Source organism: Alkalihalobacterium sp. TH-98, assembly GCF_057473385.1.
The window spans coordinates 1-25,187 of record NZ_JBYCKM010000027.1; the positions used below are offsets into that span (position 1 = coordinate 1).

At 38.1% G+C, this 25,187-nt stretch carries 29 protein-coding genes; 16 read left to right on the top strand and 13 right to left on the bottom strand.

Translation table 11 applies throughout. The features are described from left to right. Nucleotides 1-371 precede the first annotated feature (371 nt). From mnhG to AC2VNP_RS10410, 7 genes are read right to left on the bottom strand one after another with little or no spacing between them, the layout of a single operon-like run. A complete protein-coding gene (mnhG, locus tag AC2VNP_RS10380; RefSeq protein ID WP_486917273.1) occupies nt 372-740 on the bottom strand; it encodes a monovalent cation/H(+) antiporter subunit G in 369 nt (122 codons plus the stop codon). Further along, nucleotides 715-996: a Na(+)/H(+) antiporter subunit F1 gene (locus AC2VNP_RS10385; RefSeq protein ID WP_486917395.1), complete on the bottom strand. Its 282-nt coding sequence runs from the start codon at nt 994-996 to the stop codon at nt 715-717. Before AC2VNP_RS10385 ends, mnhG begins: the two co-directional genes overlap by 26 nt. Next, entirely contained in the window at nt 996-1,472 is a 477-nt protein-coding gene (locus AC2VNP_RS10390; protein ID WP_216829004.1) for a Na+/H+ antiporter subunit E, read from the bottom strand. The genes AC2VNP_RS10385 and AC2VNP_RS10390 overlap by 1 nt, the downstream gene beginning before the upstream one ends. A gap of 5 nt (nt 1,473-1,477) precedes the next feature. Further along, the gene (locus AC2VNP_RS10395) at nt 1,478-2,959 is read right to left on the bottom strand and encodes a Na+/H+ antiporter subunit D (protein ID WP_486917274.1); all 1,482 of its coding nucleotides are present in this window, start codon (nt 2,957-2,959) and stop codon (nt 1,478-1,480) included. Beyond that, entirely contained in the window at nt 2,952-3,290 is a 339-nt protein-coding gene (locus AC2VNP_RS10400; RefSeq protein WP_275118453.1) for a Na(+)/H(+) antiporter subunit C, read from the bottom strand. Before AC2VNP_RS10400 ends, AC2VNP_RS10395 begins: the two co-directional genes overlap by 8 nt. Beyond that, nucleotides 3,290-3,715: a Na(+)/H(+) antiporter subunit B gene (locus AC2VNP_RS10405; protein WP_418198374.1), complete on the bottom strand. Its 426-nt coding sequence runs from the start codon at nt 3,713-3,715 to the stop codon at nt 3,290-3,292. The genes AC2VNP_RS10400 and AC2VNP_RS10405 overlap by 1 nt, the downstream gene beginning before the upstream one ends. Continuing rightward, entirely contained in the window at nt 3,712-6,135 is a 2,424-nt protein-coding gene (locus AC2VNP_RS10410) for a Na+/H+ antiporter subunit A (protein ID WP_486917275.1), read from the bottom strand. Before AC2VNP_RS10410 ends, AC2VNP_RS10405 begins: the two co-directional genes overlap by 4 nt. Before the next feature lie 542 nt (nt 6,136-6,677). Between AC2VNP_RS10410 and AC2VNP_RS10415 the strand changes: the two genes are divergently transcribed. Beyond that, the gene (locus AC2VNP_RS10415; protein WP_486917276.1) at nt 6,678-6,881 is read left to right on the top strand and encodes a hypothetical protein; all 204 of its coding nucleotides are present in this window, start codon (nt 6,678-6,680) and stop codon (nt 6,879-6,881) included. 338 nt (nt 6,882-7,219) lie between these two features. Here AC2VNP_RS10415 and sda read toward each other — a convergent pair whose 3' ends face one another. Beyond that, on the bottom strand, nt 7,220-7,360 hold the full coding sequence (sda, locus tag AC2VNP_RS10420; RefSeq protein ID WP_486917277.1) for a sporulation histidine kinase inhibitor Sda: 141 nt from the start codon (nt 7,358-7,360) through the stop codon (nt 7,220-7,222). A 697-nt stretch (nt 7,361-8,057) separates the two neighbouring features. On the opposite strand from sda, the gene yqeH reads away from it, so the two are divergent. The 7 genes from yqeH to AC2VNP_RS10455 are packed head-to-tail and all read left to right on the top strand — an operon-like array spanning nt 8,058 to nt 12,610. Beyond that, entirely contained in the window at nt 8,058-9,164 is a 1,107-nt protein-coding gene (gene yqeH, locus AC2VNP_RS10425) for a ribosome biogenesis GTPase YqeH (protein WP_486917278.1), read from the top strand. A gap of 14 nt (nt 9,165-9,178) precedes the next feature. Continuing rightward, nucleotides 9,179-10,024, top strand: a complete 846-nt coding sequence (gene aroE / locus AC2VNP_RS10430) for a shikimate dehydrogenase (protein ID WP_486917279.1) — start codon at nt 9,179-9,181, stop codon at nt 10,022-10,024. 5 nt (nt 10,025-10,029) lie between these two features. Next, nucleotides 10,030-10,323, top strand: a complete 294-nt coding sequence (gene yhbY / locus AC2VNP_RS10435) for a ribosome assembly RNA-binding protein YhbY (RefSeq protein ID WP_486917280.1) — start codon at nt 10,030-10,032, stop codon at nt 10,321-10,323. Nucleotides 10,324-10,346: 23 nt separating this feature from the next. Beyond that, nucleotides 10,347-10,943, top strand: coding sequence for a nicotinate-nucleotide adenylyltransferase (locus AC2VNP_RS10440; protein WP_486917281.1), 597 nt, complete (start codon nt 10,347-10,349; stop codon nt 10,941-10,943). Continuing rightward, nucleotides 10,912-11,487, top strand: a complete 576-nt coding sequence (gene yqeK, locus AC2VNP_RS10445) for a bis(5'-nucleosyl)-tetraphosphatase (symmetrical) YqeK (protein ID WP_486917282.1) — start codon at nt 10,912-10,914, stop codon at nt 11,485-11,487. Before AC2VNP_RS10440 ends, yqeK begins: the two co-directional genes overlap by 32 nt. An 8-nt stretch (nt 11,488-11,495) precedes the next feature. Beyond that, a complete protein-coding gene (gene rsfS, locus AC2VNP_RS10450; protein ID WP_486917283.1) occupies nt 11,496-11,849 on the top strand; it encodes a ribosome silencing factor in 354 nt (117 codons plus the stop codon). Nucleotides 11,850-11,869: 20 nt separating this feature from the next. Next, complete coding sequence (locus AC2VNP_RS10455) at nt 11,870-12,610, top strand: class I SAM-dependent DNA methyltransferase (RefSeq protein WP_486917284.1); 741 nt, start codon at nt 11,870-11,872, stop codon at nt 12,608-12,610. 56 nt (nt 12,611-12,666) lie between these two features. Here the strand turns inward: AC2VNP_RS10455 and comER are convergent, their stop codons facing one another. Next, nucleotides 12,667-13,503: a late competence protein ComER gene (comER, locus tag AC2VNP_RS10460; protein ID WP_486917285.1), complete on the bottom strand. Its 837-nt coding sequence runs from the start codon at nt 13,501-13,503 to the stop codon at nt 12,667-12,669. 114 nt (nt 13,504-13,617) lie between these two features. After that, on the bottom strand, nt 13,618-13,884 hold the full coding sequence (locus AC2VNP_RS10465; protein ID WP_486917286.1) for a DUF2533 family protein: 267 nt from the start codon (nt 13,882-13,884) through the stop codon (nt 13,618-13,620). Nucleotides 13,885-13,921: 37 nt separating this feature from the next. On the opposite strand from AC2VNP_RS10465, the gene AC2VNP_RS10470 reads away from it, so the two are divergent. Both AC2VNP_RS10470 and AC2VNP_RS10475 read left to right on the top strand, forming a co-directional pair. Next, on the top strand, nt 13,922-14,533 hold the full coding sequence (locus AC2VNP_RS10470; protein ID WP_486917287.1) for a helix-hairpin-helix domain-containing protein: 612 nt from the start codon (nt 13,922-13,924) through the stop codon (nt 14,531-14,533). A gap of 108 nt (nt 14,534-14,641) precedes the next feature. After that, nucleotides 14,642-15,928, top strand: a complete 1,287-nt coding sequence (locus AC2VNP_RS10475) for a homocysteine synthase (protein WP_486917288.1) — start codon at nt 14,642-14,644, stop codon at nt 15,926-15,928. A gap of 431 nt (nt 15,929-16,359) precedes the next feature. Here the strand turns inward: AC2VNP_RS10475 and AC2VNP_RS10480 are convergent, their stop codons facing one another. Then, a complete protein-coding gene (locus AC2VNP_RS10480; protein WP_486917289.1) occupies nt 16,360-16,557 on the bottom strand; it encodes a hypothetical protein in 198 nt (65 codons plus the stop codon). Nucleotides 16,558-16,586: 29 nt separating this feature from the next. Between AC2VNP_RS10480 and AC2VNP_RS10485 the strand changes: the two genes are divergently transcribed. Both AC2VNP_RS10485 and AC2VNP_RS10490 read left to right on the top strand, forming a co-directional pair. Next, complete coding sequence (locus AC2VNP_RS10485; protein WP_486917290.1) at nt 16,587-17,153, top strand: ComE operon protein 2; 567 nt, start codon at nt 16,587-16,589, stop codon at nt 17,151-17,153. Nucleotides 17,154-17,171: 18 nt separating this feature from the next. Next, nucleotides 17,172-19,520, top strand: coding sequence for a DNA internalization-related competence protein ComEC/Rec2 (locus tag AC2VNP_RS10490; RefSeq protein ID WP_486917291.1), 2,349 nt, complete (start codon nt 17,172-17,174; stop codon nt 19,518-19,520). A gap of 25 nt (nt 19,521-19,545) precedes the next feature. Here AC2VNP_RS10490 and AC2VNP_RS10495 read toward each other — a convergent pair whose 3' ends face one another. Next, nucleotides 19,546-19,683, bottom strand: a complete 138-nt coding sequence (locus AC2VNP_RS10495) for a YqzM family protein (protein ID WP_209122973.1) — start codon at nt 19,681-19,683, stop codon at nt 19,546-19,548. A 612-nt stretch (nt 19,684-20,295) separates the two neighbouring features. Between AC2VNP_RS10495 and holA the strand changes: the two genes are divergently transcribed. After that, the gene (holA, locus tag AC2VNP_RS10500) at nt 20,296-21,315 is read left to right on the top strand and encodes a DNA polymerase III subunit delta (RefSeq protein ID WP_486917292.1); all 1,020 of its coding nucleotides are present in this window, start codon (nt 20,296-20,298) and stop codon (nt 21,313-21,315) included. A 139-nt stretch (nt 21,316-21,454) separates the two neighbouring features. On the opposite strand, the gene rpsT is transcribed toward holA, so the two are convergent. Further along, the gene (gene rpsT / locus AC2VNP_RS10505) at nt 21,455-21,721 is read right to left on the bottom strand and encodes a 30S ribosomal protein S20 (RefSeq protein ID WP_486917293.1); all 267 of its coding nucleotides are present in this window, start codon (nt 21,719-21,721) and stop codon (nt 21,455-21,457) included. A 333-nt stretch (nt 21,722-22,054) separates the two neighbouring features. Here rpsT and gpr point away from each other — a divergent pair, with 333 nt between their 5' ends. From gpr to AC2VNP_RS10520, 3 genes are all read left to right on the top strand, one after another. Then, nucleotides 22,055-23,179 carry a GPR endopeptidase gene (gpr, locus tag AC2VNP_RS10510; protein WP_486917294.1) on the top strand — a complete coding sequence of 375 codons (1,125 nt, stop codon included), beginning with the start codon at nt 22,055-22,057 and terminating at the stop codon, nt 23,177-23,179. Between the two features lie 313 nt (nt 23,180-23,492). Further along, complete coding sequence (gene spoIIP / locus AC2VNP_RS10515) at nt 23,493-24,665, top strand: stage II sporulation protein P (protein ID WP_486917295.1); 1,173 nt, start codon at nt 23,493-23,495, stop codon at nt 24,663-24,665. Nucleotides 24,666-24,704: 39 nt separating this feature from the next. After that, on the top strand, nt 24,705-25,097 hold the full coding sequence (locus tag AC2VNP_RS10520; protein ID WP_486917296.1) for a DUF3679 domain-containing protein: 393 nt from the start codon (nt 24,705-24,707) through the stop codon (nt 25,095-25,097). Nucleotides 25,098-25,187: the final 90 nt, after the last annotated feature.

Consider the following 25,187-nt stretch of genomic DNA (forward strand, 5'->3'; position numbering starts at 1 on the left):
CAAAAATACGGTAGTCAAAACGCGAGTTGAAGCCCGAAAAAAGAGAGATCGCGAAAAAACGGTCATCAAAACGCGAGTTGAAGCCCGAAAAAAGAGAGATCGCGAAAAAACGGTAATCAAAGAGCAAGTTAAAGTCCGAAAAAAGATAAATCGTAAAAAAACGGTCGTCAAGGCGAGAGATGAAGCCCGAAAAAAAGGAACTCCTCAAAAAACGGTAATCAAACAGCGGGCGACCTCAAAAAGAAGCGCTATAAAAATGTCATCAAATCTGTCCCAAACACCACACAAAAAGAGAACCCCCAGGAAAAAGCCGCTTCACCAAGTTACACACGCATCCCTTAAACAAAAAAAAGCTAAAGGAGAAATCTCCTTTAGCTTTTGGCACGACTCTTTTTCTTGTCTTTTTCCATCTTTGCTTTTAAATCATCTTGAATGCTATGTTCCCACAACGGGACACCGATACGGTAAGCCGATCTAGACATCATCAAACCAGCAACCGGTGCTGTTAAGAAGACGAAGAGGATCGTTAGTAAGATTTTTGCAACAAACAGTTGTTCATAAAGAAGAAAGAACAAGAAGGTTGCTGTCATGATTAAAATAACACCTAATGTAGCACTCTTTGTAGCTGCGTGTAAGCGACCGTACACATCAGGGAAACGTATCATACCTACTGCGCCTAAAAGGCTGAGAAGACCGCCTAACAGGACGAATAGGCTAATTACTATCTCGATCAAAGACAACACCCCTTTCTAAGAACTTGGCTAGTGCGATGGAACCGACAAAAGCAAGAATACTGAGGACTAGAATGATTTCTGCGTAGGCCGTTGTTTCTTGAATAATCATGAGGATTCCAACAAAGCCAATTAAGTTAATACCAAATGTATCTAGTGCAACAACACGGTCAGACATAGTAGGTCCAATAATCGCTCGAATGAAGCAAACGAAAAGTGAAATGGACATGATGACTAGAACAATTTGCAACACAGTTTGCAGCATCAATGGGTCACCTCCATGATGGCTTTTTCAAACGTATTTTGAATTTGTTTGATCATCTCTTCTTTGTCAGGAACATGGATCGAATGGATATAGAGAATTTTATTATCATCCGAGAAATCCATCGATAATGTCCCTGGTGTTAACGTGATGAGAGAAGCTAATAGTGTTAATTCCCAATCCGTTTTTAATTTAGTTGGGACCGCAATAATTCCAGGCTGTATATTCATTTTAGGACTTAAAACGATCTTAATAACATCCCAGTTGGCTAGAATTAATTCTTTACTAAATAGTAAAATCAGCTTGATTATTGCAACCACACGTCTGAAGTAAAAATCGAATTTAAGAAAACGTCTCAGTACAAATAGGATAAACAAACCAACTACATAACCGATTAAAAAGTCGACCCAAGTGTAGCTATTTTGCAAGAAGACCCAAATGACAGCAATGACGAGATTTAATAAAATTTGAAAAGCCATAGCAACTACTCCTTAAGTACAGAATTAATATAAATCGATGGATTTAAAAGCTCTTCTGCAACTTCTAGTGAATATGAGAAGATCGGTTCTGCGAAGAAGCCTAACACAATCGTTAAAATGACTAAAGGAACAATTGGGAGAATTAACTTTCCAACCTTTTGTTTTGCTTGCTTTTCAGTCATCTTCTGCTCTCCCCAGAAAGCATAGATAAAGATTTTCATCATTGAGAAGAGGGTTAGTAAACCTACGACTAGGGCAACGGTAACGATAATGTAACGTCCTTCTTCAAAGCCCGCAAGAATAAGGGCAAATTTACTGAAGAACCCACTAAGCGGTGGAATACCAGCTAAAGAAATAGCAGAAATAAAGAACAACCAAGACAGCCAAGGATGTGTTTTTAATATTCCACCCATCTCTTTTAAGTTTGTTGTACCTGTTAACTTTTGTGTCGCTCCTGCAAATAGGAATAGTGCAGCTTTTACGATAATGTGATGAGCGATATAATAGATCGCACCCGCAATCGCAAGCGGTGTAAAAATCCCAAGACCCATTACCATATAACCGACCTGACTAATGATGTGATAGGAAAGGATACGTTTGAAGTCGAACTGTGATACCGCTCCTAATACCCCAAAGAACATTGTTAATCCAGCCAGGATAAGAATGATTGTATGTGTAAAGCCAGGGTCATGATTAAAGATTAACGTAAACATTCGAATAATCGCATACATTCCTACTTTCGTTAAGAGACCCCCGAATAGTGCGGCAATCGCAGCAGGCGGACCATAGTAAGAACGAGGCAACCAGAAGTAGAGTGGAAATAATGCACCCTTCATTCCAAATATGATCAGGAAGAGGATCGCAATTACATTTAATACCCCTTGTTGTTCTAGCAAAGCAACTTTAACTGCTAAGTCGGCCATGTTTAACGTTCCAGTTGCTGCGTAAATATAAGCAACACCGACGATAAACAGGATGGAAGCGAATATATTGATAGCTACATATTTTAAAGATTCACGTAGTTGATATTTGGTTCCGCCCATAACAATTAAAATGTATGATGCAATAAGCATAACTTCGAAGAATACGAACAAGTTAAACAAATCGCCTGTTAAAAATGCACCGTTTACCCCTGTCAGCAGGAAAAAGTAAAACGGATAAAAGTAATATTTTTCGCGTTCACTTGAAATCGTTTGAAAGGCAAAAAATAAACAGACAAGACCTACAATACTTGAAAGCACGACCATCATCGTAGCAAACATATCAGCAACTAGGATGATACCAAATGGTGCTTGCCAGTTACCTAGTTCTATTGTTTGAATGCCTTCTTGATAGACTAAAACGGCTAAGTAGATAGATACACCAAGAAGAGCAAAAACTGTAATCCCACTGATCACGCGTTGGATCGTATGCTTTTTTGCAAATAAGATGAGTACAGTCCCGATGATAAATGGTATTAATATTGGTAATATTACTAAATTATTCATCGCCAGTTCCCCTTAATTTATCTAAATCATCTGTTTTGTGCTCTTTATATGTTCGATAAGCTAAAACGAGTAAAAATGCCGTAACACCAAAGCTGATAACGATCGCTGTCAGAATTAATGCTTGTGGCAGCGGATCGGCATAGAAGGGAGCTTCTTCTCCTAGTAAAGGAGGGGCTCCTCTTTTTAATCCCGACATTGTCAGTAACAATAGATGTGCACCATGAGAAAGCAGCATTAATCCTAAAACAAGGCGTAATAAACTTTTCGTTAAGATTAAATACGTACCGACCATAAAGAGGACACCAACTGTGATGGACATTAAGATTTCCATTACGCATCATCCTCCGCAATCGTTAAGATTATTAACAATGCAATACCGACAACAACCAAGTAAATGCCTAAATCAAACGGTAATGCAGTTGTTAAGTGAAACTCTCCTAAAAATGGGACTGTAACATAACGATCAAACTGAGTTAAGAAAGGAAAACCAAGACCGATACTTCCCAGCCCCGTAAAGATTGAAATTAATAATCCAACCGCAATCATATGGGTGAAGTTAAATGGAATTGCTTTTTTTACACTTTTCATATCAAAGCCTAAATACATGAGTAATAAAGCACTTGCCGTCATTAACCCACCTATAAAGCCTCCACCTGGATTGTTATGTCCAGCAAAAAATAAGTAGACGGAGAAGGCGAGAATAATGAAAGTAACAATCCGCGTAATCGTGTGAAGCATTACATTGTTCGACCTCATACATCTTCCCTCCCAGTCATTCTTAGCTTAATAAGCGTAACTACTCCAAGTGCTGCTATTCCAAGTACGAGTACCTCTAGTAACGTATCAAGACCACGGAAGTCAACGAGGATAACGTTAACCATATTTTTCCCGGCAGCTAGCGTATAAGAGTTTTCTACGAAAAATTGAGAAATTGGCTCAATTCCATTGGACGTACTAAGAGCAAATGAACTAAATGCAGTTACCGTTACAAAAATACCGACAGCAATTGAAATGATTAAGTTCACACCATTGAATCGTGGAGTGAATTTTTCTTTTCTAAGCTCAGGTAAATGATAAAACGCAAGTAGTAACAATACGACCATTACTGTTTCAACAAGTAACTGAGTTAACACAAGGTCAGGCGCTCTAAATACAGCAAAGAATAGAGCGAGCAAGAACCCGATCACCCCAACAATAATGATGGCGGTAATTCGATGATTAATAAACGGAACGGATAGTGTTGCTGCAATAAATACGAGTGTCAAAATCCACATGTAAGGTGAGATGGTAGCCACATTGACTGTATCAATGGCAAAAACATCGTATCTAATAAAGGTGTATCCGAGTAAAAGAACTGAGAACGTAATCATGTAAGCAAAGTAATCACGTAATAATCCAGTCATTTGAATTTGAGTGACGCTAGTAGAGCCTTTAATTAACCCAACTAATGATTGATCATAAACGTAATTTAGCGGGTCACGCTCTTTTAAGTAGATATTTAATTGCATCCACTTCTTCGCTGTTAAATAAATGAATACCCCAACAGCAATTACACCAATCGTCATTAATAATTCGGTATTAAACCCGTGCCAGTGATAAATATTGACATAGAAGCGCTGACCTTCATCTAACAAACCTGGAAGAATTGCTGCCATTGCCGGCTCAATTACAGTGTAAGATAGAAGGTTCGGGAAAAATCCGAAAATAACAACTAATGATACTAGGATGATCGGACTGATTAACATTCCAATCGGTGCTTCGTGTACATGTTTTACATCAAAGTTTTCAGGTTTGAATTTCCCTGTGAACGTTTTGAAAAACATGATCGTACAGTAGACGAATGTAAAGACACTAGCAATCCAACCGACTACAGGGAATAGTAAGCCCCACGTTTGCATGTTGAAAATGTCTAGCTCGGAAGCTCTTAAAATCCCTGTAAAGAACATTTCCTTACTTAAGAAACCATTCAATGGAGGAAGACCTGCCATTGCTGCTAGACCAATTAAAGAGATCGTAAAGGTGATAGGCATGATGGCCATTAATCCACCTAACTTGCGAATATCTCGTGTCCCTGTTTCATGGTCGATAATACCGACGGCCATAAACAAGCCGCCTTTAAACGTCGCATGGTTGATTAAATGGAAGACCGCTGCTAATGTAGCTGCAGAATAGTAAAGAGCTGCTTCTGTCCCTGTACCATAGTATAAAGAAGCTGAGCCTAGACCTAGTAATGCCATGATTAAACCAAGCTGACTAATCGTTGAGAAGGCGAGAATAGACTTTAAATCCTTCTGGCGAACAGCTGAGACTGAGCCCCATAGTAGCGTGAATATACCAAACACTGATATAATCCAAAACCACTCTGGTAACCCGCCAAAAACAGGAGTTAAGCGAGCAACTAGATAGATACCGGCTTTAACCATTGTCGCTGAGTGTAAGTACGCACTTACAGGTGTTGGTGCTTCCATCGCATCCGGTAACCAGATGTGGAATGGGAACTGTGCTGATTTAGTGAATGCCCCTAGTAGAATGAGAAGCATAGCAGGTAAAATTAACGGATCATTCGCAATGACAGCTGCCTGTTCAATAATTCCGCGAATGCTGAACGTATTGGTCATGACGTATAGTAGTGAGAAACCACCAAGCATTGCAAATCCGCCAAACACAGTAATAAGCATTGATTTTTGTGCCCCGTAAATTGACTTTTCACGATGGAACCAATAACTAATTAATAGTGATGACGCTAAACTTGTTAATTCCCAGAAAACGTATAAGACAATTAAGTTGTCAGAAATAACAACTCCAAGCATTGCCCCCATGAACATTAATAAATAGACATAGAAGTTATTTAGAGATTCTGTTTTCTTTGACAAGTAATAGATAGAATAGAGAACTACCAGTGAACCAATTCCGGTAATCAGTAATAGAAAGAGTAAGCTAAGTCCATCCACATAAACAGTGAAATTAATGCCTAAAGAAGGTACCCATGGAACTGTATGTTTTACGACATTCCCATTCGAAGTCACCGGAAGAAATTGAATGAAATAAATAAATAAGAAAACAGGTAATGCCAGTACGAACCAGCCCGTATGTATATTTCGAATATACTTATAAAGAAATGGAACTAGAATGGCTAGTAAAAATGGTGCTACTGTAGCCCAGTGTAGAGCAGTCAATGTTTATTACCTCCTTAAATTATTTTATGTGACATATCAGACTTAAAGAGGCTGAGTCATAAGTGTTAAGTTTCCTAAGTCAATAAACGAATAGTTGCATATCACGAATTAAGATTGTAACTATTCATTTATCTTGAGGAACTTATCACTAGCATTTGATTCAGCCTCTTTAGAGAACACCGAGATTGCTATGTCAAAGAAATACGTGTACGAACAAAAAAGTCATTTTACTTAAAAACAGGTGCTTCATCGTTCATGATATGCGGACATTACAAGGCTAAAACAAATTATATAATAAATTAAAAACACTTGCACCTTTGAAACCATAGCAAAACAGTCAGTATTTATTGTTTATTTTAAATATGTAGAAATTCGTAAAAACGAAAAAAAAAATTTTTTTTTAAGCGTGTTAAAACATTGATAGTTTTCACCTAAATGACAAAAATATGTAACTTTTTACTAAATCCATGTATAAATCCTTGGATTATTTTTCATTCTATAAGTACAACCACTTTCTTTTAGAATATACTGGAGTGAAAAAAATGAGACTTAGAAAAGGTTTAGTTGCGCTGTCCATCTTTACGATCATGTTTATTGCTGCCTGGCAAGCTGATTCATATAATGACCGCATGTTACAAATGTATAATTTAGATGAAGAGCATGAAAATATGGGCATTTTAGAAGCACCGCAACAAATCCAACAGCTTGAACCGTTTAGGCCAAGAGAATATATTAAAATTCGATAAAGCATAGGATATCCAAATCAGTTTACTTGGGTGTCCTTTTTCGTATCTTTAAAAATTATAAATTGTCAGCAAAAAAAGTACATTCAATGCTTGGGACAATTTTAGGGAATTAAGAACATGTGCAAATACTACGCCGCTATCTTCGCATAAAGGCTTGCTAATCGGCGAGTTTTCTTTATTATATTAATAGGAGAAGTTGTGAGAAGGACGGATATTTTTTATAGTTACTTTACCCATATAAGGTAAAGTAAATGGACATATAACCGCGTCCAAAAATATACTACAAAAAAGACCAACTCAAGAATATACTGAGTCGGTCTGTTGATTTCTATGGTGTCTTATGAAGAGAGTTTAATTTTGTCTGTTAACGAACGACGGTCAATTTCAAGTTTAATGAGGTAGATAAAATCTTCACTTAATTTAAGTTCGATCGCTTTGAAATACGTTTCAATTAATAAATCATCTGATAATTTCTTCATTAATATTAACCTCCTCCAAAAGGAAATTTACTTGGTGATTGAAAAGTAACGGTTAACGAGTATATTTTTATGTATTAAGCATGTTTTACTAGGTCGATTAATATACTAATAGGATTTCCAATTTGTTGTAACCTAATCCTAACATGTACAAAAAAATAGAACAACCGTTCGTTTTATCCACAATTAACAGTGGATAACTTGTTGATTACTTGTTTATAAATGCAAAAATTCCATAATTTATAAGATGTTAATAGGTGAATAAAGTTATCCACAGTGTAGATAACAGCCAATTTTTGTCGAAAACTTTTTTGGTTTTTTTTGAAAAAAAACGAATTTTTTCGAAATATCTCATATTTTTTAGAGATAAGTTGTCCAAAGCGGTTGATTATTTTTGGAGCGCATTTTTACATAACATCAAGCTGTTTTATAAAAGCAGTAACTCCTCAAGATGAAATCATTGAAATATACAGAAAAAAATTGTATACTTACGGTTTGATTAAAGGTTTGGAACATTTATCCTTTAATGACAAATTGAACTCGTCAATTGCTATATCCGAAAAGAAAAGATCTTACACATTTTCCAAAAAATCATTAGACATAAGAGGATAACAAGATACTTGTTTCAAATAATAGGAATAAGGAAAAGTGTAAAGAAAGAAAGAAATCACTTAAAAGCACGTACATTGGAGGATGAATAGTGGAAGAAAGAGATATTATTTGTGCTGGTTGTGGTGTCAAAGTCCAATCCACTGACAAAAGTGAATTGGGGTATGCCCCAGCTTCGGCATTAGAACGCGATGTAATTATCTGTCAACGATGCTTCCGTTTGAAACATTATAATGAAGTCCAAGATGTGAAATTAACTGATGATGATTTTTTAAAAATCTTAAATACGTTAGGGAATACTAATTCTCTCATCGTAAAAATCGTTGATATCTTTGACTTCAATGGAAGTTGGTTACCTGGTTTACACCGTTTTGTAGGTCATAATGATGTCCTTTTAGTAGGTAATAAAGTGGATTTACTTCCAAAATCGCTAAATCCTAACAAGTTGGTCAACTGGATGAAACGTTCATCAAAAGAATTAGGTTTGAAACCGATTGATGTGATGTTGATTAGCGCGGAAAAAGGACATGGTGTATTAGATGTTGCTAACCGAATCGAAGAGTTGAGAAAAGGTAAAGATGTATATGTTGTAGGCTGTACAAATGTGGGGAAGTCCACATTTATCAATAGGATCATTAAAGAATTCGGTGGAGATGAAGAGCAGCTAATTACGACCTCTCACTTTCCGGGAACGACCTTAGATATGATTGATATTCCTTTAGATGATGGCTCAGCTTTATATGACACACCAGGTATTATTAATCATCATCAAATTGCCCATTATATTGATAAAAAAGAATTAAAAACGATCACACCGAAAAAAGAAATTAAATCCATGGTATTTCAATTAAATGAAGAACAATCATTATATTTCGGTGGGTTAGCAAGGTTTGATTTTGTTGAGGGTGAGAGAAGTTCATTTGTTTGTTATTTCTCAAATGAAATAAATATTCATCGAACCAAATTAGAGAAGGCAGATGAGTTATATCAAAATCACCTAGGTGAATTGTTGTCACCACCAGGGCCGGAAACGAAAGAAAACCTGCCGGAACTAGTTAAACATGAATTTTACATCAAAGAAAAAAGCGATATTGTTTATTCCGGTTTAGGCTGGGTTTCGATACACCAAGAAAACGTACGCGTCCATGCATACGCTCCTAAAGGTGTAGGTGTGACAATTCGACCAGCGCTCATTTAAAAGGGGAGAGAACGATGGGGAAACTATTTGGATTGATTGGTCATCCGGTAAGTCATTCGATGTCACCAAGTATGCATAATGATGCTTTTAGAAACCTAGACATAAACGTAAACCATCATTATCACGCTTTTGATGTAAAGGAAGAGGATCTTGAAGCTGCAATTTCAGGCATACGTGCATTAGGAATTAAGGGATTTAACGTAACTATTCCTCATAAAGTGAATGTGATGAAGTTTCTTGATGAGGTTGATAATGAAGCAAAATTAATTGGGGCTGTTAATACAGTTGTAAACGAAAATGGAAGATTAATCGGGTATAACACAGATGGAGAAGGGTACTTACAGTCTTTATTAAATGTAACTGGACCAAACCTTGGACAAAAGAAGACATTGGTCATTGGTGCCGGCGGGGCTGCACGTGCCGTATTTACGGTTCTTTCCCGGTACGGGGTTACCGATTTGCACATTGCTAATCGTACAACAGAAAAAGCAGCTACACTTGCAAGTGAATGTAATTGCGGTCAAGCAAACGCAGAGGTTCTTTCAATAGAAGAAGCCGGGGAACGATTGAACGACTATGATCTTATTATTAATACGACTTCAGTTGGAATGAGTCCTCGCATATATGATCTGCCAATTCATTTAGGGAATTTAAAGGTAGATGCAGTTGTTAGTGACTTAATCTATAATCCCTTAAAAACCAAACTTCTGCATGAAGCAGAAGAAAAAGGAGCAACCATCATAAACGGAGTCGGGATGTTTGTGGAACAAGGGGCGCTCGCTTTTGAAAAGTGGACAGGTGTTGCACCTGACCGCCAAAGAATGGAAAATATTGTATTACAACAACTAGGAGGATTTTAAAATACATGTTAACGGGAAAACAAAAACGTTTCTTACGCTCAAAGGCACATCACTTAACGCCAATTTTTCAAGTTGGAAAAGGCGGTGTAAATGACAATATGATTAAACAAATTAAAGATGCCTTAGAAGCGAGAGAATTATTGAAGGTAAGCGTCTTACAAAATTGTGATGAAGATAAAGATGAAGTGGCAAATGATTTAATTAAAGGAGCGAGAGCTGAACTTGTTCAAGTGATTGGGAATACTATAGTACTGTATAAAGAATCAAGAGAAAATAAACAGCTGGAGCTCCCACAATAATTAGAAAAAAGGGGAGAAAGATTGTGCGAAAAATCGGTATTCTTGGAGGTACATTTGACCCTCCGCATATCGGACACTTACTTATTGCTCAAGAAGTACTAGAGCAATGTAAGTTAGATGAAATATGGTTTATGCCAGCAAATATTCCTCCCCATAAAAAAAACGATGAAGTATCATCTGTTACTGACCGTATTGAGATGGTAACCAAAGCAATCGAAGGTGTTGACCAATTTACTGTTTCTACCATTGAGTTAGAGCGTAATGGACCATCTTATACGGTAGACACATTAAAAGAGCTTAAATTGAAATTACCAGATGTGGAATTTTACTTTATTATAGGTGGAGATATGATTGAACAACTTCATACGTGGGAACGTATCAATGAGTTGTTTGAGTATGTGACGTTTGTTGGTCTGCAGCGACCTGGATACTCCCAATCTTCCATGTACGAGGAGAAGTTGCAATTGTTAACAATCCCTCAAGTGGACATTTCTTCATCAGATATTAGAGAAAGACTTAAGGAAGGGCGGAGTATTCGCTACTTTGTGCCTGAACAAGTCCGTCAGTTTATTGAGGAGAGAGAGTTATATGGAACGAGTGCAAGCGTTAGAAATCGTTAAGTCACACTTAACCGATCATCGTTATACTCATACAATCGGAGTGATGGAAACGGCCATACAACTTGCTAAACAAGAAGGGATCGATCAAAAAAAAGCGGAATTAGCTAGTATTTTTCACGACTATGCTAAATTTCGACCGAAAGAAGAAATGCGTCAACTCATAAAAGAACAAAGTTTAGGTGAGGATTTTGTTCACTATGGTGATGAACTTCTTCATGCCCCATGTGGAGCGTATTGGGTAAAGTATGAGGTCGGAATTAGTGATGAGGAAGTATTATCTGCGATCCGTTATCATACGACGGGTAAACCGGATATGACGACGTTAGAAAAGGTTGTTTTTTTAGCTGACTATATTGAACCTGGAAGGCAATTTCCTGGTGTAGAAGAAGTGAGAGAAGCCGCTGCTAAAAATTTGAATTATGCTTGCATTATGTCTTTGCGTAATACGATGACTTTTCTAATGAAAAAAGATCAATTGATATATCCGGATACATTAGCCGCTTACAATCACCTAATAACTGAATGGAAAAGAATAGGGAGGTAATTATCTTAATGGATGTAAATAATGTATTAAAATTAGCTGTAAATGCAATTGATGACAAGAGAGCCGAAGATATTGTTGTACTTAATATGAAGGGTGTTTCATTAATTGCTGACTATTTTATTATTTGCCACGGGAATTCAGATAAGCAAGTTCAGGCGATCGCTCATGAATTAAAGAAAGTGGCTCAAGAAAATGGAATGGATTTAAAACGTTTAGAAGGGTTTGATCAAGCACGTTGGGTACTAGTTGACTTAAACGACATTGTTGTTCATGTGTTCCACCGCGATGAACGTTCATACTATAATTTAGAAAAACTATGGGGCGACGCACAAGTGATGGAGCTTGAGGGAGAACTACTATAGTTAACTAGAAAGGAAAAAAAATGAACTACGAGCAGTTTGCTTATTTATATGATCAATTAATGAAGGACGCACCGTATGACGAGTGGTTAAATTTCACAAAAGATAAGCTTCACCTCTATTTACCAGAGGCTAGAGAGTTACTAGATGTCGGTTGCGGGACTGGCGAACTTTTGCTTCGTTTAGCTAAAAAAGGTTACGATGTGACAGGGGTAGATTTATCGAGTGATATGTTAGTTGTTGCCAATAAAAAGGTTGAGGCTGAAAAGGTAACAGCGAAGTTGTTTGAGCAAGATATGAGAAATCTAGAAGGACTTGGTCAGTTTGACGCAGTTCTAACGTATTGTGACAGTTTAAACTACTTACCAAATGAGGACGATGTTCAAGCGGCATTCTCAGCCTTTAACCGATCCTTAAAAGATAATGGCTTGTTAATCTTTGATGTTCATTCATGTTTTAAAATGGATGAAATTTTTACGGGGCAAATCTTTGCGGATGATGATGAACATATCTCCTATATTTGGAAGGCGTTTGAAGGCAAGTATCCATATAGTGTGGAACACGATTTAACGTTTTTTGTTCAAAATGAAGATCAAACCTACACTCGTTATGAAGAGTTTCATGAACAGCGAACCTATAGTATTGACCAATATAAGCAGTGGTTAGAGGAGGCTGGCTTTGCAATTTTAGAAATTAGCGCAGACTTCGGTAAAGAGATCACAGAAGGAAGTGAGCGAATTTTCTTTGTCGCTCAAAAAAAATAAGCAGGAATTTAAATATCAACAAAGAATAAGACAAGAGACGAAGTGAGTCTCTTGTCTTATTCTTTGTATGTTTTAGAAGAAAATTGTTGTTCAATCAACTCTTTGTCTTCGTAATACTTGGCATGTGTTTGTTGAAAAAGGTGATCAAACATTGGGCCAATCTCTTCTTCTAATACTTTAATTCCTTCACCAGTTATGCCCCCAGGTACACAGACTCTTTGTTGTAATGTTGGTAATGTAAAAACCTCTTTTTCCAACAGCTTCCCCATTCCAATAATCATATTCGTTGCAAGTGTCGTTGCATCTTCCGCTGTAATTTCGGTTTGCCTTACAGCCGCATCCACAAACCGTTGTAAAATGTAACTAAAAAAAGCAGGCCCACAACTTACGATATCCGAAGCTACTCTCGTAACATTTTCGTCAATGACAAGAGGGGTAGAAATATGACTCAGAAGGGAGGTGAGTACCTCTTTGTCTTTACTCGAACAACGGCTGCCGAAACTAAGTAGTGATGGCCCCGCGTGTGCACGATTCAAAATACTTGGGATCGCTCTTGCCACTTTACAATTTACAATCTGTTCAAGCTGCTGGACGGAAATCGGGCTTGTAATGGAAATGAGTAGCTGGCTGCTGTACAAATCTGCTTGAATCGACTCTAACAACGAGTGGAACTGTAAAGGTTTTACACAAATGAAAATGAAGTCCGTTTTCTGTACAACCTCATTTGGTGTTTCACATACGTTAAGGGAATGGTGCCTTTTTCCAAGATTTTTTGCTTTCTCTAATGTACGATTATGAATGAACAGCTGGGATGGAGTGACAGCTTTTGCTTCAATTAAGGAATCAATTAAAATGGTTCCCATGCTTCCTGTACCGATTATCCCAATATTCATGTTGCATCCCTCCTTTTCCTCACGCTGTGCTTACATAGGGGCTACAGAATGTCCTCTAGACAGTCTTTAACGTAAATATATGAGGGATGCTATCGTATTATGTTTGTTTTTAAATTAACCGTTTATATTCGATCTATTTGCGTAATCTGAAACCATTTCTTTCGTCACCGTTTTTCTAGTAGGAAAACCAAACTTCATCGCTATTCCGTTCATCTCATTTGTAATTTGATTAATTTCAGTAACTGAAAAATCCTTCCCATTCTTCGCATCAGCTACTACCTTTTCAATAGTTGCTTCACGCATGGCCTCTAATCTTTTAAATTCCGTTTGTCCATTTATATGGTTTTCAACCTGTTTAGATATCGCTAAGTGTACACTCATGTTTAACATCCTTTCCGAAAGCGAGGTGTAATGATTGATGAAATTCTCCAAGCGTGAGCTGTGGCTCGTTTGTTTGATTGGAGTATTACTTCTAGTAGTAAGTTTAAGCTTTATTTTTCAGTTTGACAACAACTCCGATGCAGAAGAATTAAACTGGTACTTTGAAGAAGAGGAGGACAATGACCAAGTTCCAGTTGAACAGAAACTTTCTATCATTGTCGATGTGAAAGGGCAAGTTGTGTTACCAGGTGTTTACGAACTTGAAGAGGGTCAAAGAATGAAAGACTTAATCGAACTAGCGGGTGGATTAACTCCAGATGCAGATGAAATGAAAGTTAACTTAGCAGCCATTCTATCTGATGCGATGGCGATCTATATCCCTAAAGTGGGGGAGGAAGACACACCAATGGTTGATTCGGTCATGGTCGGTAATCATTCATCAACAAGTGAAAATGGAAAAATTAATATTAATCAGGCATCAGCCGAAGAACTTCAAAAGCTTCCAGGTATTGGTCCGGCAAAAGCAACTGCAATCATTGCTTATCGTGATGAAAATGGTCCCTTTCAAACGGTTGAAGATCTGCAACAAGTCTCAGGCATCGGCCCAAAATCCATTGATAAGATGAGAGATGAGATAACAACTAGATAACAGAAAACTCATAATACATTGACAACTAGTTGGATTAGGGATATAATCAGCGCAAAATTCATATAATTTCTATCTGATTTTTTAGGTGGGAGTAGGAGGAAAAAAAGCATGAGTGAGAACAAGTGGTCTTTAGAAACTATTGCTGTTCATGGAGGACAAGAAGTAGATCCTGCAACGCAATCAAGGGCTGTACCTATTTATCAAACAACATCATACGGATTTAAAAGCTCTGAACATGCAGCCAACCTTTTTTCTTTAGCAGAACCTGGGAATATCTACACGCGTATTATGAACCCGACACAAGACGTATTTGAAAAACGTGTCGCTGAACTAGAAGGTGGAGTTGCCGCGCTTGCTACAGCTAGCGGAAGTTCTGCGATCCATCTTGCTATCCTTAACATTTGTGAAAATGGTGATGAAATCGTCGCTTCAAGTGCATTATACGGGGGAACGTACAACTTATTTGTACATACGTTAAAAAAGATGGGAATTACTGTTCATCTTGTTGATGGAACTGATCCTGAAGCATTTGAACGTGCAATCACACCGAATACGAAGTTACTATATGGTGAAATGATTGGAAATCCTCAAGGAGACATTTTAGATGTAGAAGCCGTTGCGGCTGTTGCGCACCGAAATGGCATCCCGCTGATGGTTGATGCGACATTAGTAACACCTGCACTATGTCGTCCGATTGAACACGGCGCTGATATTGTTGTTCATTCTGCGACTAAATTTATGGGTGGTCACGGAACATCGATTGGTGGAGTAATCGTTGATGCTGGAAAGTTCGACTGGGGTAACGGAAAGTTTCCTGGATTGTCTGAGCCGGACCCTAGTTATCATGGTTTAGTCTACACTGAAGCTTTAGGGAACCTAGCGTACATTATTAAAGCTCGTGTTCAGCTGTTACGTGATTTAGGGCCAGCAATTGCTCCGTTAAACTCTTTCTTATTATTACAAGGATTAGAAACGCTTCACTTACGTATGGAGCGTCATTGTGAAAACGCTGAGAAAGTGGCTCAATTTTTAGACAACCATGAGCTTGTCGAGTGGGTAAGTTATGCTGGCCTATCTTCACACCGCTCATATGATTTAGCCAACAAATACTTACCAAATGGTAAAGGAGCAATTCTTACATTTGGTATTAAAGGTGGAACGGAAGAAGGCAAGAGATTTATTAATGCATTAGAATTGCTTTCACATGTTGCCAATGTAGGTGATGCGAAATCACTCGTCATTCACCCTGCAAGTACAACACACCAACAATTATCTGAAGCCGATCAGCGAGCAGCTGGAGTAACTCCAGAGCTTATCCGTCTTTCGATCGGGATTGAAAATGTAAATGATATTATTTCTGATATTGAGCAAGCACTTGTAAAAAGCCAAAGCTAATCAGGATGAGGGTGACTCCTAAGTAGTTTGTACGCAGTATGATGCGATGACGATCCATTTATTGTCGTATCACGTTACTGGAGTCTCCTCTTTTTCTTGAGGAAAACCTTTTGGATGTTGAGAGGCATTGGTCAGTCGGCTAAACGGAGATGTGGGATGTCAGCTTAGTTTTGTTGCAGCTGGCTGCGCGCTCGTCGTTTTAAATATAATAGGACTGAGAGGCCTTTATTTGTGACAAAAAGCCACTTTTGTTTAGTTTAGAGGACTCAGAAGCCCTTAATTACTAGTTTTCATGGAGTTGAGTAATGATTTTAGGCAAATAAGAGCCTCTCAGTCCGTGAAATCCATAAATGAGGTGGTTTTCTCTAAAATAAGGTCCTCTCAGTCGCCTAAATTCTAATTCCACCCAATTTCTTTTATTTGCTTCAGTCTCACCGTTTTGTGCGGCCTGTTGTTGTTTTGGCTGCAGGTGTCTTCAGCTCGAGCTGCTTCGGTCCATCAAACGTGGCCAAACAGCAGAATGCTCCTTCCTGCCTTCCTTCTCTCCAGCGTTTTTCGCCAATAACCAGGTACCTTTCGCTTTTCTTTCCATTGACGCATGTTTCTGACGTTGGATAAACTATAGACATAGAAGCCATTTTACAAGGAGTTGAAAAAGTTGAATCGAATTTCATGGGATCAGTATTTTATTGCACAAAGTCATTTGCTGGCAATGAGAAGTACATGTACACGTTTGATGGTAGGCGCTACGATTGTCCGGGATAAACGAATTATTGCAGGGGGGTATAACGGATCGATTTCTGGAAGCGATCATTGTATAGATGAAGGTTGTTATGTCGTGGATAATCATTGTATTCGAACGATTCACGCGGAGGTGAACGCCCTTTTGCAATGTGCTAAATTTGGGGTTCCTACACAAGGAGCAGAAATTTATGTTACTCATTTTCCGTGCTTAAACTGTACGAAGAGCATTATCCAGAGTGGTATTTCTGCCGTCTATTATTCAACTGATTATAAGAACCACCCGTATGCGTTGGAATTACTTGAACAAGCTGGGGTGAAAGTGAAGCAAGTTGAATTAGAAGAATTGATCTTAGATAAAAATTCAAATGAAAAGCTTCAATTTACAGCATCATTATTAGAAAAGCTAGCTGCAAGTGGGCTTTCAGAAGACGAGCTTAAAAAGCTTCGTGATGAAGCAAACAAGCTTTATACTCCACTTTAATGTAAAGGAGTTATTTCTTTGACTGGACGTTGGCATATTGTTGTATTGGCAGCGATCATTAGTATTGTAATAGCTACAAAAGGATTTCAAATCTGGTTACTTTTTCTTATAGCATACTTAAGCTATTATTTAATCGTTCACAGGCGAAGGATAAGGATGGACGGACTTTTTCTTGTCCTTTGCTTACTGTTATTTTATACGAGTAGTTCTTTTATTCATCAACATAATGTAACGAATTATTCCTCAGAACAAACCGCTTTTATGGGTACGATTAGTTCCATTCCACAAATCAATGGCGATCGCCTAAGCTTTCAATTCACAACCGTAACAGGTGAAAAGTTACAGACCAATTATTTAATAAAATCAGAACAGGAGCAGCAGCAGTTAAAAGCTCTTAAAGTTGGGATGAAATGCCCTTTGCTAGGTAAGCTCCGTAAACCGTCTCCGTCAACTAACTTTTATGCTTTTGATTATGAGGAGTTTCTTTTTTATCAAAAGATTCATTGGAATTTCAATCCTGAGACTGTAGTTATCCAAAAATGCCAGTCATCATCTTTTTCTTTTCGCTATTCTCTTCAAACTATTCGGCAACATGGAATTCAATACATTAGTGAGCACTATCCAGATGGATCCACGGGAATTGTTACTGCTTTACTATTCGGTGATCGAGCGAGTATGGAGGAGGACGTATTAGAAGCGTATCAGCGTTTAGGTGTTATTCATCTTTTAGCTGTTTCTGGGCTTCATGTAGGACTCATCTTTTCTGCGTTATTTTTTCTCTTCATTCGTTTCGGTATTACACGTGAGCGAACGATCGATCTATTGTTAATTTTATTACCGATGTACATGATCGTTGCCGGTGGTGCTCCTTCTGTTATTCGTGCAGTATGTATGACAGTTGTCGTGCTGGTTTCATTGCGGTTAAAAAAGAAATTACATCCACTTGACGGTATTAGTTTCGTTTGTCTTTTGTATTTACTTTTATCTCCTTATTCCTTATACCAGTTAGGCTTTCAATTATCGTTTTTAATTAGCTTTACTTTAATTGTTTCTGCAGATATGGTCAGTAAACAAATTCATTATTTCAAGCAGCTGGTTACAGTAACTGCCATTTCTCAGATCGCATCCTTTCCAATTATCATCTTCCACTTTTACGAAGTTTCTTGGTTAAGCTTGCCTCTTAATTTGGTGTATATTCCATTTATCTCTTTACTCGTTTTACCTGCTGTTTTTTTAACCTATTTTATTCATTTGATTTCACCTTTTTTTGGAAACTTCTTATTAGAGCTTCTGAATGGAGTAATTGTTTATTCACATTCAGGTTTAACATACCTTAATGATTTGCCTTTTAGTTCGATCCTTTTTGGTCAATTTGATATTTGGATTGCTTTCTGCTTCATGTATATTTGTTTTGCCGCGTTCCTTTTCTATGAAAGGAAAGTTTCGTTCAAGCGTTGGGCCATTCTAATATGCGCCCTGACAAGTTTGATGCTCATCCATTTTCTTAGCCCTTATTTTACTGGAAAAGGTGAGGTGACGATGCTAGATGTAGGGCAAGGTGACAGTATCTTTATTGAACTCCCGCATCGGAAAGCAGTTTATTTAATTGATAGTGGAGGCTTAGTAAGTTTTGGAAGAGAAGAAGAATGGAAAAGGAGATCTCGTGAATTCGATGTCGGAAAACATATCGTCGTTCCGTTTCTCAAAGCGAAAGGAATTCAAACGATTGATAAGTTAATTTTAACGCACGGTCATTACGATCATATAGGTGGTGCTGAGGCACTTCTTGATCAAGTAAAAATAAAAGAGATAGTATATGCTTACGGTCCTGTTGAAGGAGACTTTGAGCGGTATTTATTGACTGAATTTCAGCAGAGAGGGACAAATATACAGTTTGCTAAAGAAGGAATGGGATGGACGGTGGCAGGAAGTGATTTTCGTGTTCTATCACCTCAAGGCAATGAAGACAGTTTGAATAATCGTTCCATCGTTTTGTATAGCACATTGGGAGGGTTACGGTGGCTTTTTACCGGTGATTTAGAGCAAAGTGGTGAGGCGCGTCTTATTCGTGATTTTAAAAAGTTAGAGATCGATATTTTAAAGGCTGGTCATCATGGCAGCCGTACATCGTCAACCCCTCCATTTATCGATCATATTCAACCTAAACTCGCCCTCATTTCCGCTGGAAGAAATAATCGGTTTCAACATCCTCATACCGAGGTGATTGAAACATTCACTGAACGGAACATACCTATTTATCGTACGGACGAACATGGAGGGATCCGCTTTGTTTTCTCGAAGAAAGGGCTTCTTCATATAGAAACGGCTATCCAAAGCAAACATGAAAAAAGGTTACCATTGCGGTAACCCTTTTTCTTTAAGTATGGTTGTCTTACATGTTGCCGAATACGTCAACTAGTGAAGCGATAATAAATAAAGTGGCAAAGAAGCCGAAAGAAACGATAAACCCAACACCTGAATCAATTGCGTCGTTGCGTTTACATTGTACTCTTTTTTCGAACTCACTCATTAGTAACCCCTCCTATTTCATTCTTTAGTATAAGGGAAGACAAGAAAAAAATCCATACAATCCAAAGTCCTTTTCATGTAAAATATTCGCAGTTGTCTAGCTCCAACGCCCAACGACTAAGCGAGACTTCCCTCACCTTCGTACGATAAGTCAACATCGACTCCCTGCCGATCATCGTGTTTCCTTTATCTCCTCAGTCCAGTCCGTACGTCGCTATACGGGCGTTTGCGCTTTTCGTGTCAAATATTAAAATATTGTCTTCCACTGCTGTAAAGAGTTGTCACCTATAGTTTTCACCTGCATAGGATATCATAACTAATGTAGAGGTCGCCGCAAACATGATTATCGTCATTAGAGGGGTTTCCTAGGGTCCCTTTGATGGCGTTTATCATAAATGGAGGTTAACTCATGAAATTGGGTCTTAACTTATGTTAATGAGATGACTCGCTCATTTCATTATCAGCGGATTAAGTAGGGAGCCAATGAACAATGGGTTGGCCTCTTTTTCATGGTTAAATTACTTAACAAGTATGGACAATGCTTTTTATATTACCCATAATAATATTACCAATCTCTTTTAGGAATATCCAACCATTAGGAAGGGACGTAAAAATGTCATACATAGAAACAAAACGAAAAATTTCGAAAGAAAATATTGCCCCGATTTATTTGTTCATCGGTGAGGAGCGCTTTTTAGTTGATGATTTAATTCATTCAATCGTTGCTAAATCTTTAACAGAAGATGAGCTAGATTTTAATTTATCGACATATGAATTAAAGGAGACGCCGGTTGATGTTGCTGTGGAAGATGCTCAAACACTTCCATTTTTAGGATCAAAAAGAGTAGTGATCGCTAAAGATGCCTATTTTTTAACAGCGCAAAAAGACGATAGTAAAATAGAACATAATTTAAAGTTACTGGAAATGTATCTACAAAATCCAGTTCAAGAAACGGTATTTATTTTAACGGCACCTTATGAAAAATTAGATGAGCGGAAAAAGTTAGTCAAATCGTTAAGGAAAGAAGCAGAGGTTGTTGATACGAAAGAGTTTGACGAAAAAATGTTAAACGAGTGGCTAAATGAACAAGCGATGAGTCATTCGATTGAATTGACATCAGGTGGAAAAGAAAAATTAATTCAGTTACTAGGCGGAAATTTGTTAATGCTCGTTAATGAGATTGAAAAGCTTTCTCTTTACGTCGGGGAGCATGGGATGATTGATGAATCAGTAGTTGATCAACTGGTAGCAAAGACAGTTGAACAAGATGTTTTTATGTTAATCGACCATATCGTACATAAACGCATTGAAAAAGCTTTAGAAATCTATTTTGACTTAATGAGACAAAAGGAAGATCCCATTAAGCTTGTCGCTTTATTAGCACGTCAAGTACGTATCATTTATCAAGTAAAAGAATTGTTGAAAAGAGGGTATTCGCAACAACAGATTGCCGGTCAAATTAAAGTTCACCCATATGCTGTTAAGCTAGCGAGTCAACAAGGAAAAGCATTTCAAGAAGCCGCATTGTTTCGTTTATTAGAGCGGCTTGCCGAGACGGACTTTAATATTAAAAGCGGGCAAGTGGATAAGCATTTAGCGATTGAATTGCTTTTGATGGAATTTCACCGGTAAGTAGGTGTGACCACAGTGATAGCATCTATGTACAATGTCAATTTTAATAAGAATATAAAAAACGGAGAAACTCTAAAAGAGTTCCTCCGTTTTTTACCTTAAAAAAGTTAACTTTTTTAAAACTTAGCCAATCATTCGATTATGCAGAAACTCCGTTTAATTGCTTTTGTAAACGAGACTTTTGACGAGATGCTGCATTTTTATGAATAAGGCCTTTGCTTGCTGCTTTGTCAAGCTTCTTAGCAGCTGCAACGTAAGCTTCTTTTGCTGCTTCTACTTCGTTAGCTGCAACTTTAGCTTCAAAGTTCTTGATAGCTGTACGAAGAGCAGACTTTTGAGAAGCGTTTTGCACACGGCGCTTGTCGTTAGTTTTTACACGTTTAATCGCAGATTTAATGTTAGGCATTCCTTTCACCTCCCTGATGCAACCTTCACAACAGTGAATAAGTACAACAAACAGCATTCTATCAAAAACCATGAATAATTGCAATAGAAGAATGAAAACCTTCTTCACGGGAAACCTATTTTTAAAAGAAATACTACTAGTATGTGTTCAAAGGCAGGACAAAAAGATCCGTTAAGTTCGAGGAAGCGCAAGCTGACGAGCTACCACAGGATGTGGTGACTTCGACGTTCCCACAGGACGTGGGGTTCTTAGTCGAAGGTCTTCTAATGAAAGGATTTTTCCCGGACTTTTGAACAACCTTACTAGTATGTGTTCAAAAAGGAGGATCTCTCTGTGTCGGATAAAAACTTAGATTTAAGTGAATATAACGTACGAACAGATTTAGCGGTAGAGGCTCATGAAATTGTTCAGGAAGAAGAACAAAAGAAGGCGCCTTCCAAAGAAAGAAGAAGAATTGAAGGTGTTGTTGTTAAAGAAAAAGAACAAGAAGGTGTAAAAATAACTAGAGTAGAAATTACAGACCAAGGTGCTGAAAGGTTAGGGAAAAAAGCTGGCCGATACTTAACGTTTGAAACACAAGGAATACGAAAAAAAGATACAGCACTACAAGAGAAAGTGGAGTCTGTCTTTGCACGCGAATTTAATTTATTTTTGGAAGAGCTTAATATTACAAAAGAATCGAGCTGCCTAGTTGTCGGGTTAGGAAACTGGAACGTGACACCAGATGCTTTAGGACCGATTGCAGTTGAAAACCTTCTCATCACTAAGCATTTATTTGCGTTGGCACCAGAACAAGTAGAAGACGGATTTCGTCCGGTCAGTGCGATCGCACCTGGCGTAATGGGGATTACTGGAATTGAAACAAGTGACATTATCCACGGTGTTATTGAAAAAACAAAACCTGACTTTGTCATTGCGATTGATGCCTTAGCTTCTCGTTCGATTGAAAGAGTCAATACGACGATACAAGTTTCTGACACCGGTATCCACCCTGGAAGCGGTGTGGGGAATAAACGTAAAGAGTTAAGCCAAGAAACCTTAGGGATTCCTGTTATTGCCGTTGGTATACCAACTGTTGTAGACGCGGTTTCAATCACGAGTGATACCATTGATTTTGTTTTAAAACACTTTGGCAGAGAAATGAAAGAAGGTAATAAACCTTCGCGAGCTTTAACTCCTGCAGGAATGACTTTCGGTGAAAAGCGCCAGCTAACGGATGAAGATCTACCTGATGAGTCGAAACGCCAAACCATTTTAGGAATGGTCGGAACATTAGAGGAAGAAGAAAAGCGCCAGCTCATTCGTGAAGTGTTAGCACCGCTTGGCCATAATTTAATGGTGACCCCGAAGGAAATCGATGTATTCATTGATGATATGGCAAATGTACTTGCGATGGGACTGAACGCAGCACTTCATGGTGAAGTGGACCAAGATAACGTTGGGTCTTATACACATTAAGCGGATCGTAATTTGATTACAGCCCCCAAACTATACTAAAAAGCTGCTTCTTCATAGAAGCAGCTTTTTTGATATTTAAAGCCTATTGAGTAAAATAGTCTCTCAACATCTCAATGAAGGACACTTTCATTTCAATCCCGAAATGTCCCTCAACATCTCATGAAGGACACTTCCCTTGCATTTTTGCTTGTTTTGTCCTTCATCAACTTTAGCGTATGTTACTCCAAAAAGCCGGATTAATCCTCGTTTTTTTGGTTCTATACAAGACAGCTTGTACATAGATTGTGATAAGAGTAATCGAAAGGGTGGGAGTATGAGGAGAAACCGATTCCATGGTTTGACCATTTCAATAAATAGGACAAGTCTTAGAAAAATCGCTGTTTTTATTATTGTTGGGATTATCGCTGTTTTTATCTTTACAGGAATGTTAACATCCATTGATCCAGGATACGGTATGGCTTCTTCGACGGTTCATAGTTGGACAACCCAAGTTACTGGAGAAAATCTCGTTTACTTAATGGGAATGGGAAATAGATATTTTCAACAAGCGTTACCTGAAGATAGTCAACCTCCTAATTTGTCTAGTATTGCATTTGAACTCGCAACGAGTATTAACCCCGATGACCCGAGGAGTTTGCTGGGGAGGGAGTTACCTGGCTTTGCATTGTTTGACGGGAATATCGTCGTTGCCGGTGACAAGTCAGACTATACGAACATGCCAATTGAGTCGGCACCTCCAATGGAAGTGTTAATGGCAGAACGAGAAGCGGCAACAACGTCTTTTGATGAGTTGGACAAGCCGACAGATCAAGCGCAACCTGAGATGACAACTGGTGATCGAAAAGTTGTTCATATTATTCATTCGCATACAAGAGAATCGTTTTTACCGGAGTTAAAGGGTGTAACAAACCCGAATGAAGCATGGCACGCAGAAGTTAATATTTCGCTTGTCGGTGAAAGATTAGGTCAATCTTTAAGAAATCGCGGCATTGGTACGGATGTTGATAGTACAGACATTCAGAGTATTTTAAACCAAAGAGATTGGGGCTATCCGAAATCATATGATGCTTCAAGAGAATTAGTCAAAGAAGCAATGGCAAACAATGATCAATTAGAGTTCTTCTTCGATTTACACCGTGACTCTTTATTGAGAGATAACACTACAGTTACGATTAACGGTGAACACTACGCAAGGATTTATTTTGTAATTGGAAGAGATAATCGAAATAGAGAACAAAATACAAAATTAGCGAAAGACTTACACCACAGACTAGAGGAAAAATACCCTGGTTTAAGCCGCGGGGTTGTTGAGATGGGCGGTATTGGAAGAAATGGTGTATACAACCAGGATTTACATGGTAATTCGATTTTAATTGAGTTTGGTGGAGTTGAAAACTCAGTGGAAGAAAACTTTAGATCAGCCGATGCCTTTGCCGAAGTATTTAGTGAATTTTACTGGGAGCAAGCAAAAGTATCAACAGAGTAAAGCAACAAATAAAACCGGAATAGATGGGGAGGAAGAGGGATGACCAAATTTTTGCTTAAAACCTTTTTTGTACTAACGATCTTATTGTTTGGAGTTGTCTTTGGAATTCACCAGGCGAATGAAGGGACATTAAGCTTATTTGGAAAAAAAGAAGCAGAACAGACGGTCACAGCCCCTTCCACCCCGTCGATTGAAAAACAAAAAGTAAAAGACGAGAAACAAACTGTACCACCTGCTGAAAAAGAGCAACCTAAAGAGGAACGAGTAAAAACAACCCAAGAATTACAAGAGAAACAGCAACTTGCTGCTGATGTTGGTGCTTTTAATTTTTATTCTGAGCTCGGTTCAAATATAGGGGAATTACTAGAAATACTTGTCTATCATACCGTTTCAGCCATTACTGGAATTATCCATGGTTGGTTGAATAATTAACGAATGATCAATGAACTTCTGTCTTTTCAGACAGAGGTTTTTATTTTTTTACCCTCCAAAGCACTACGGTTATTGAAGGAAGAGCAACAC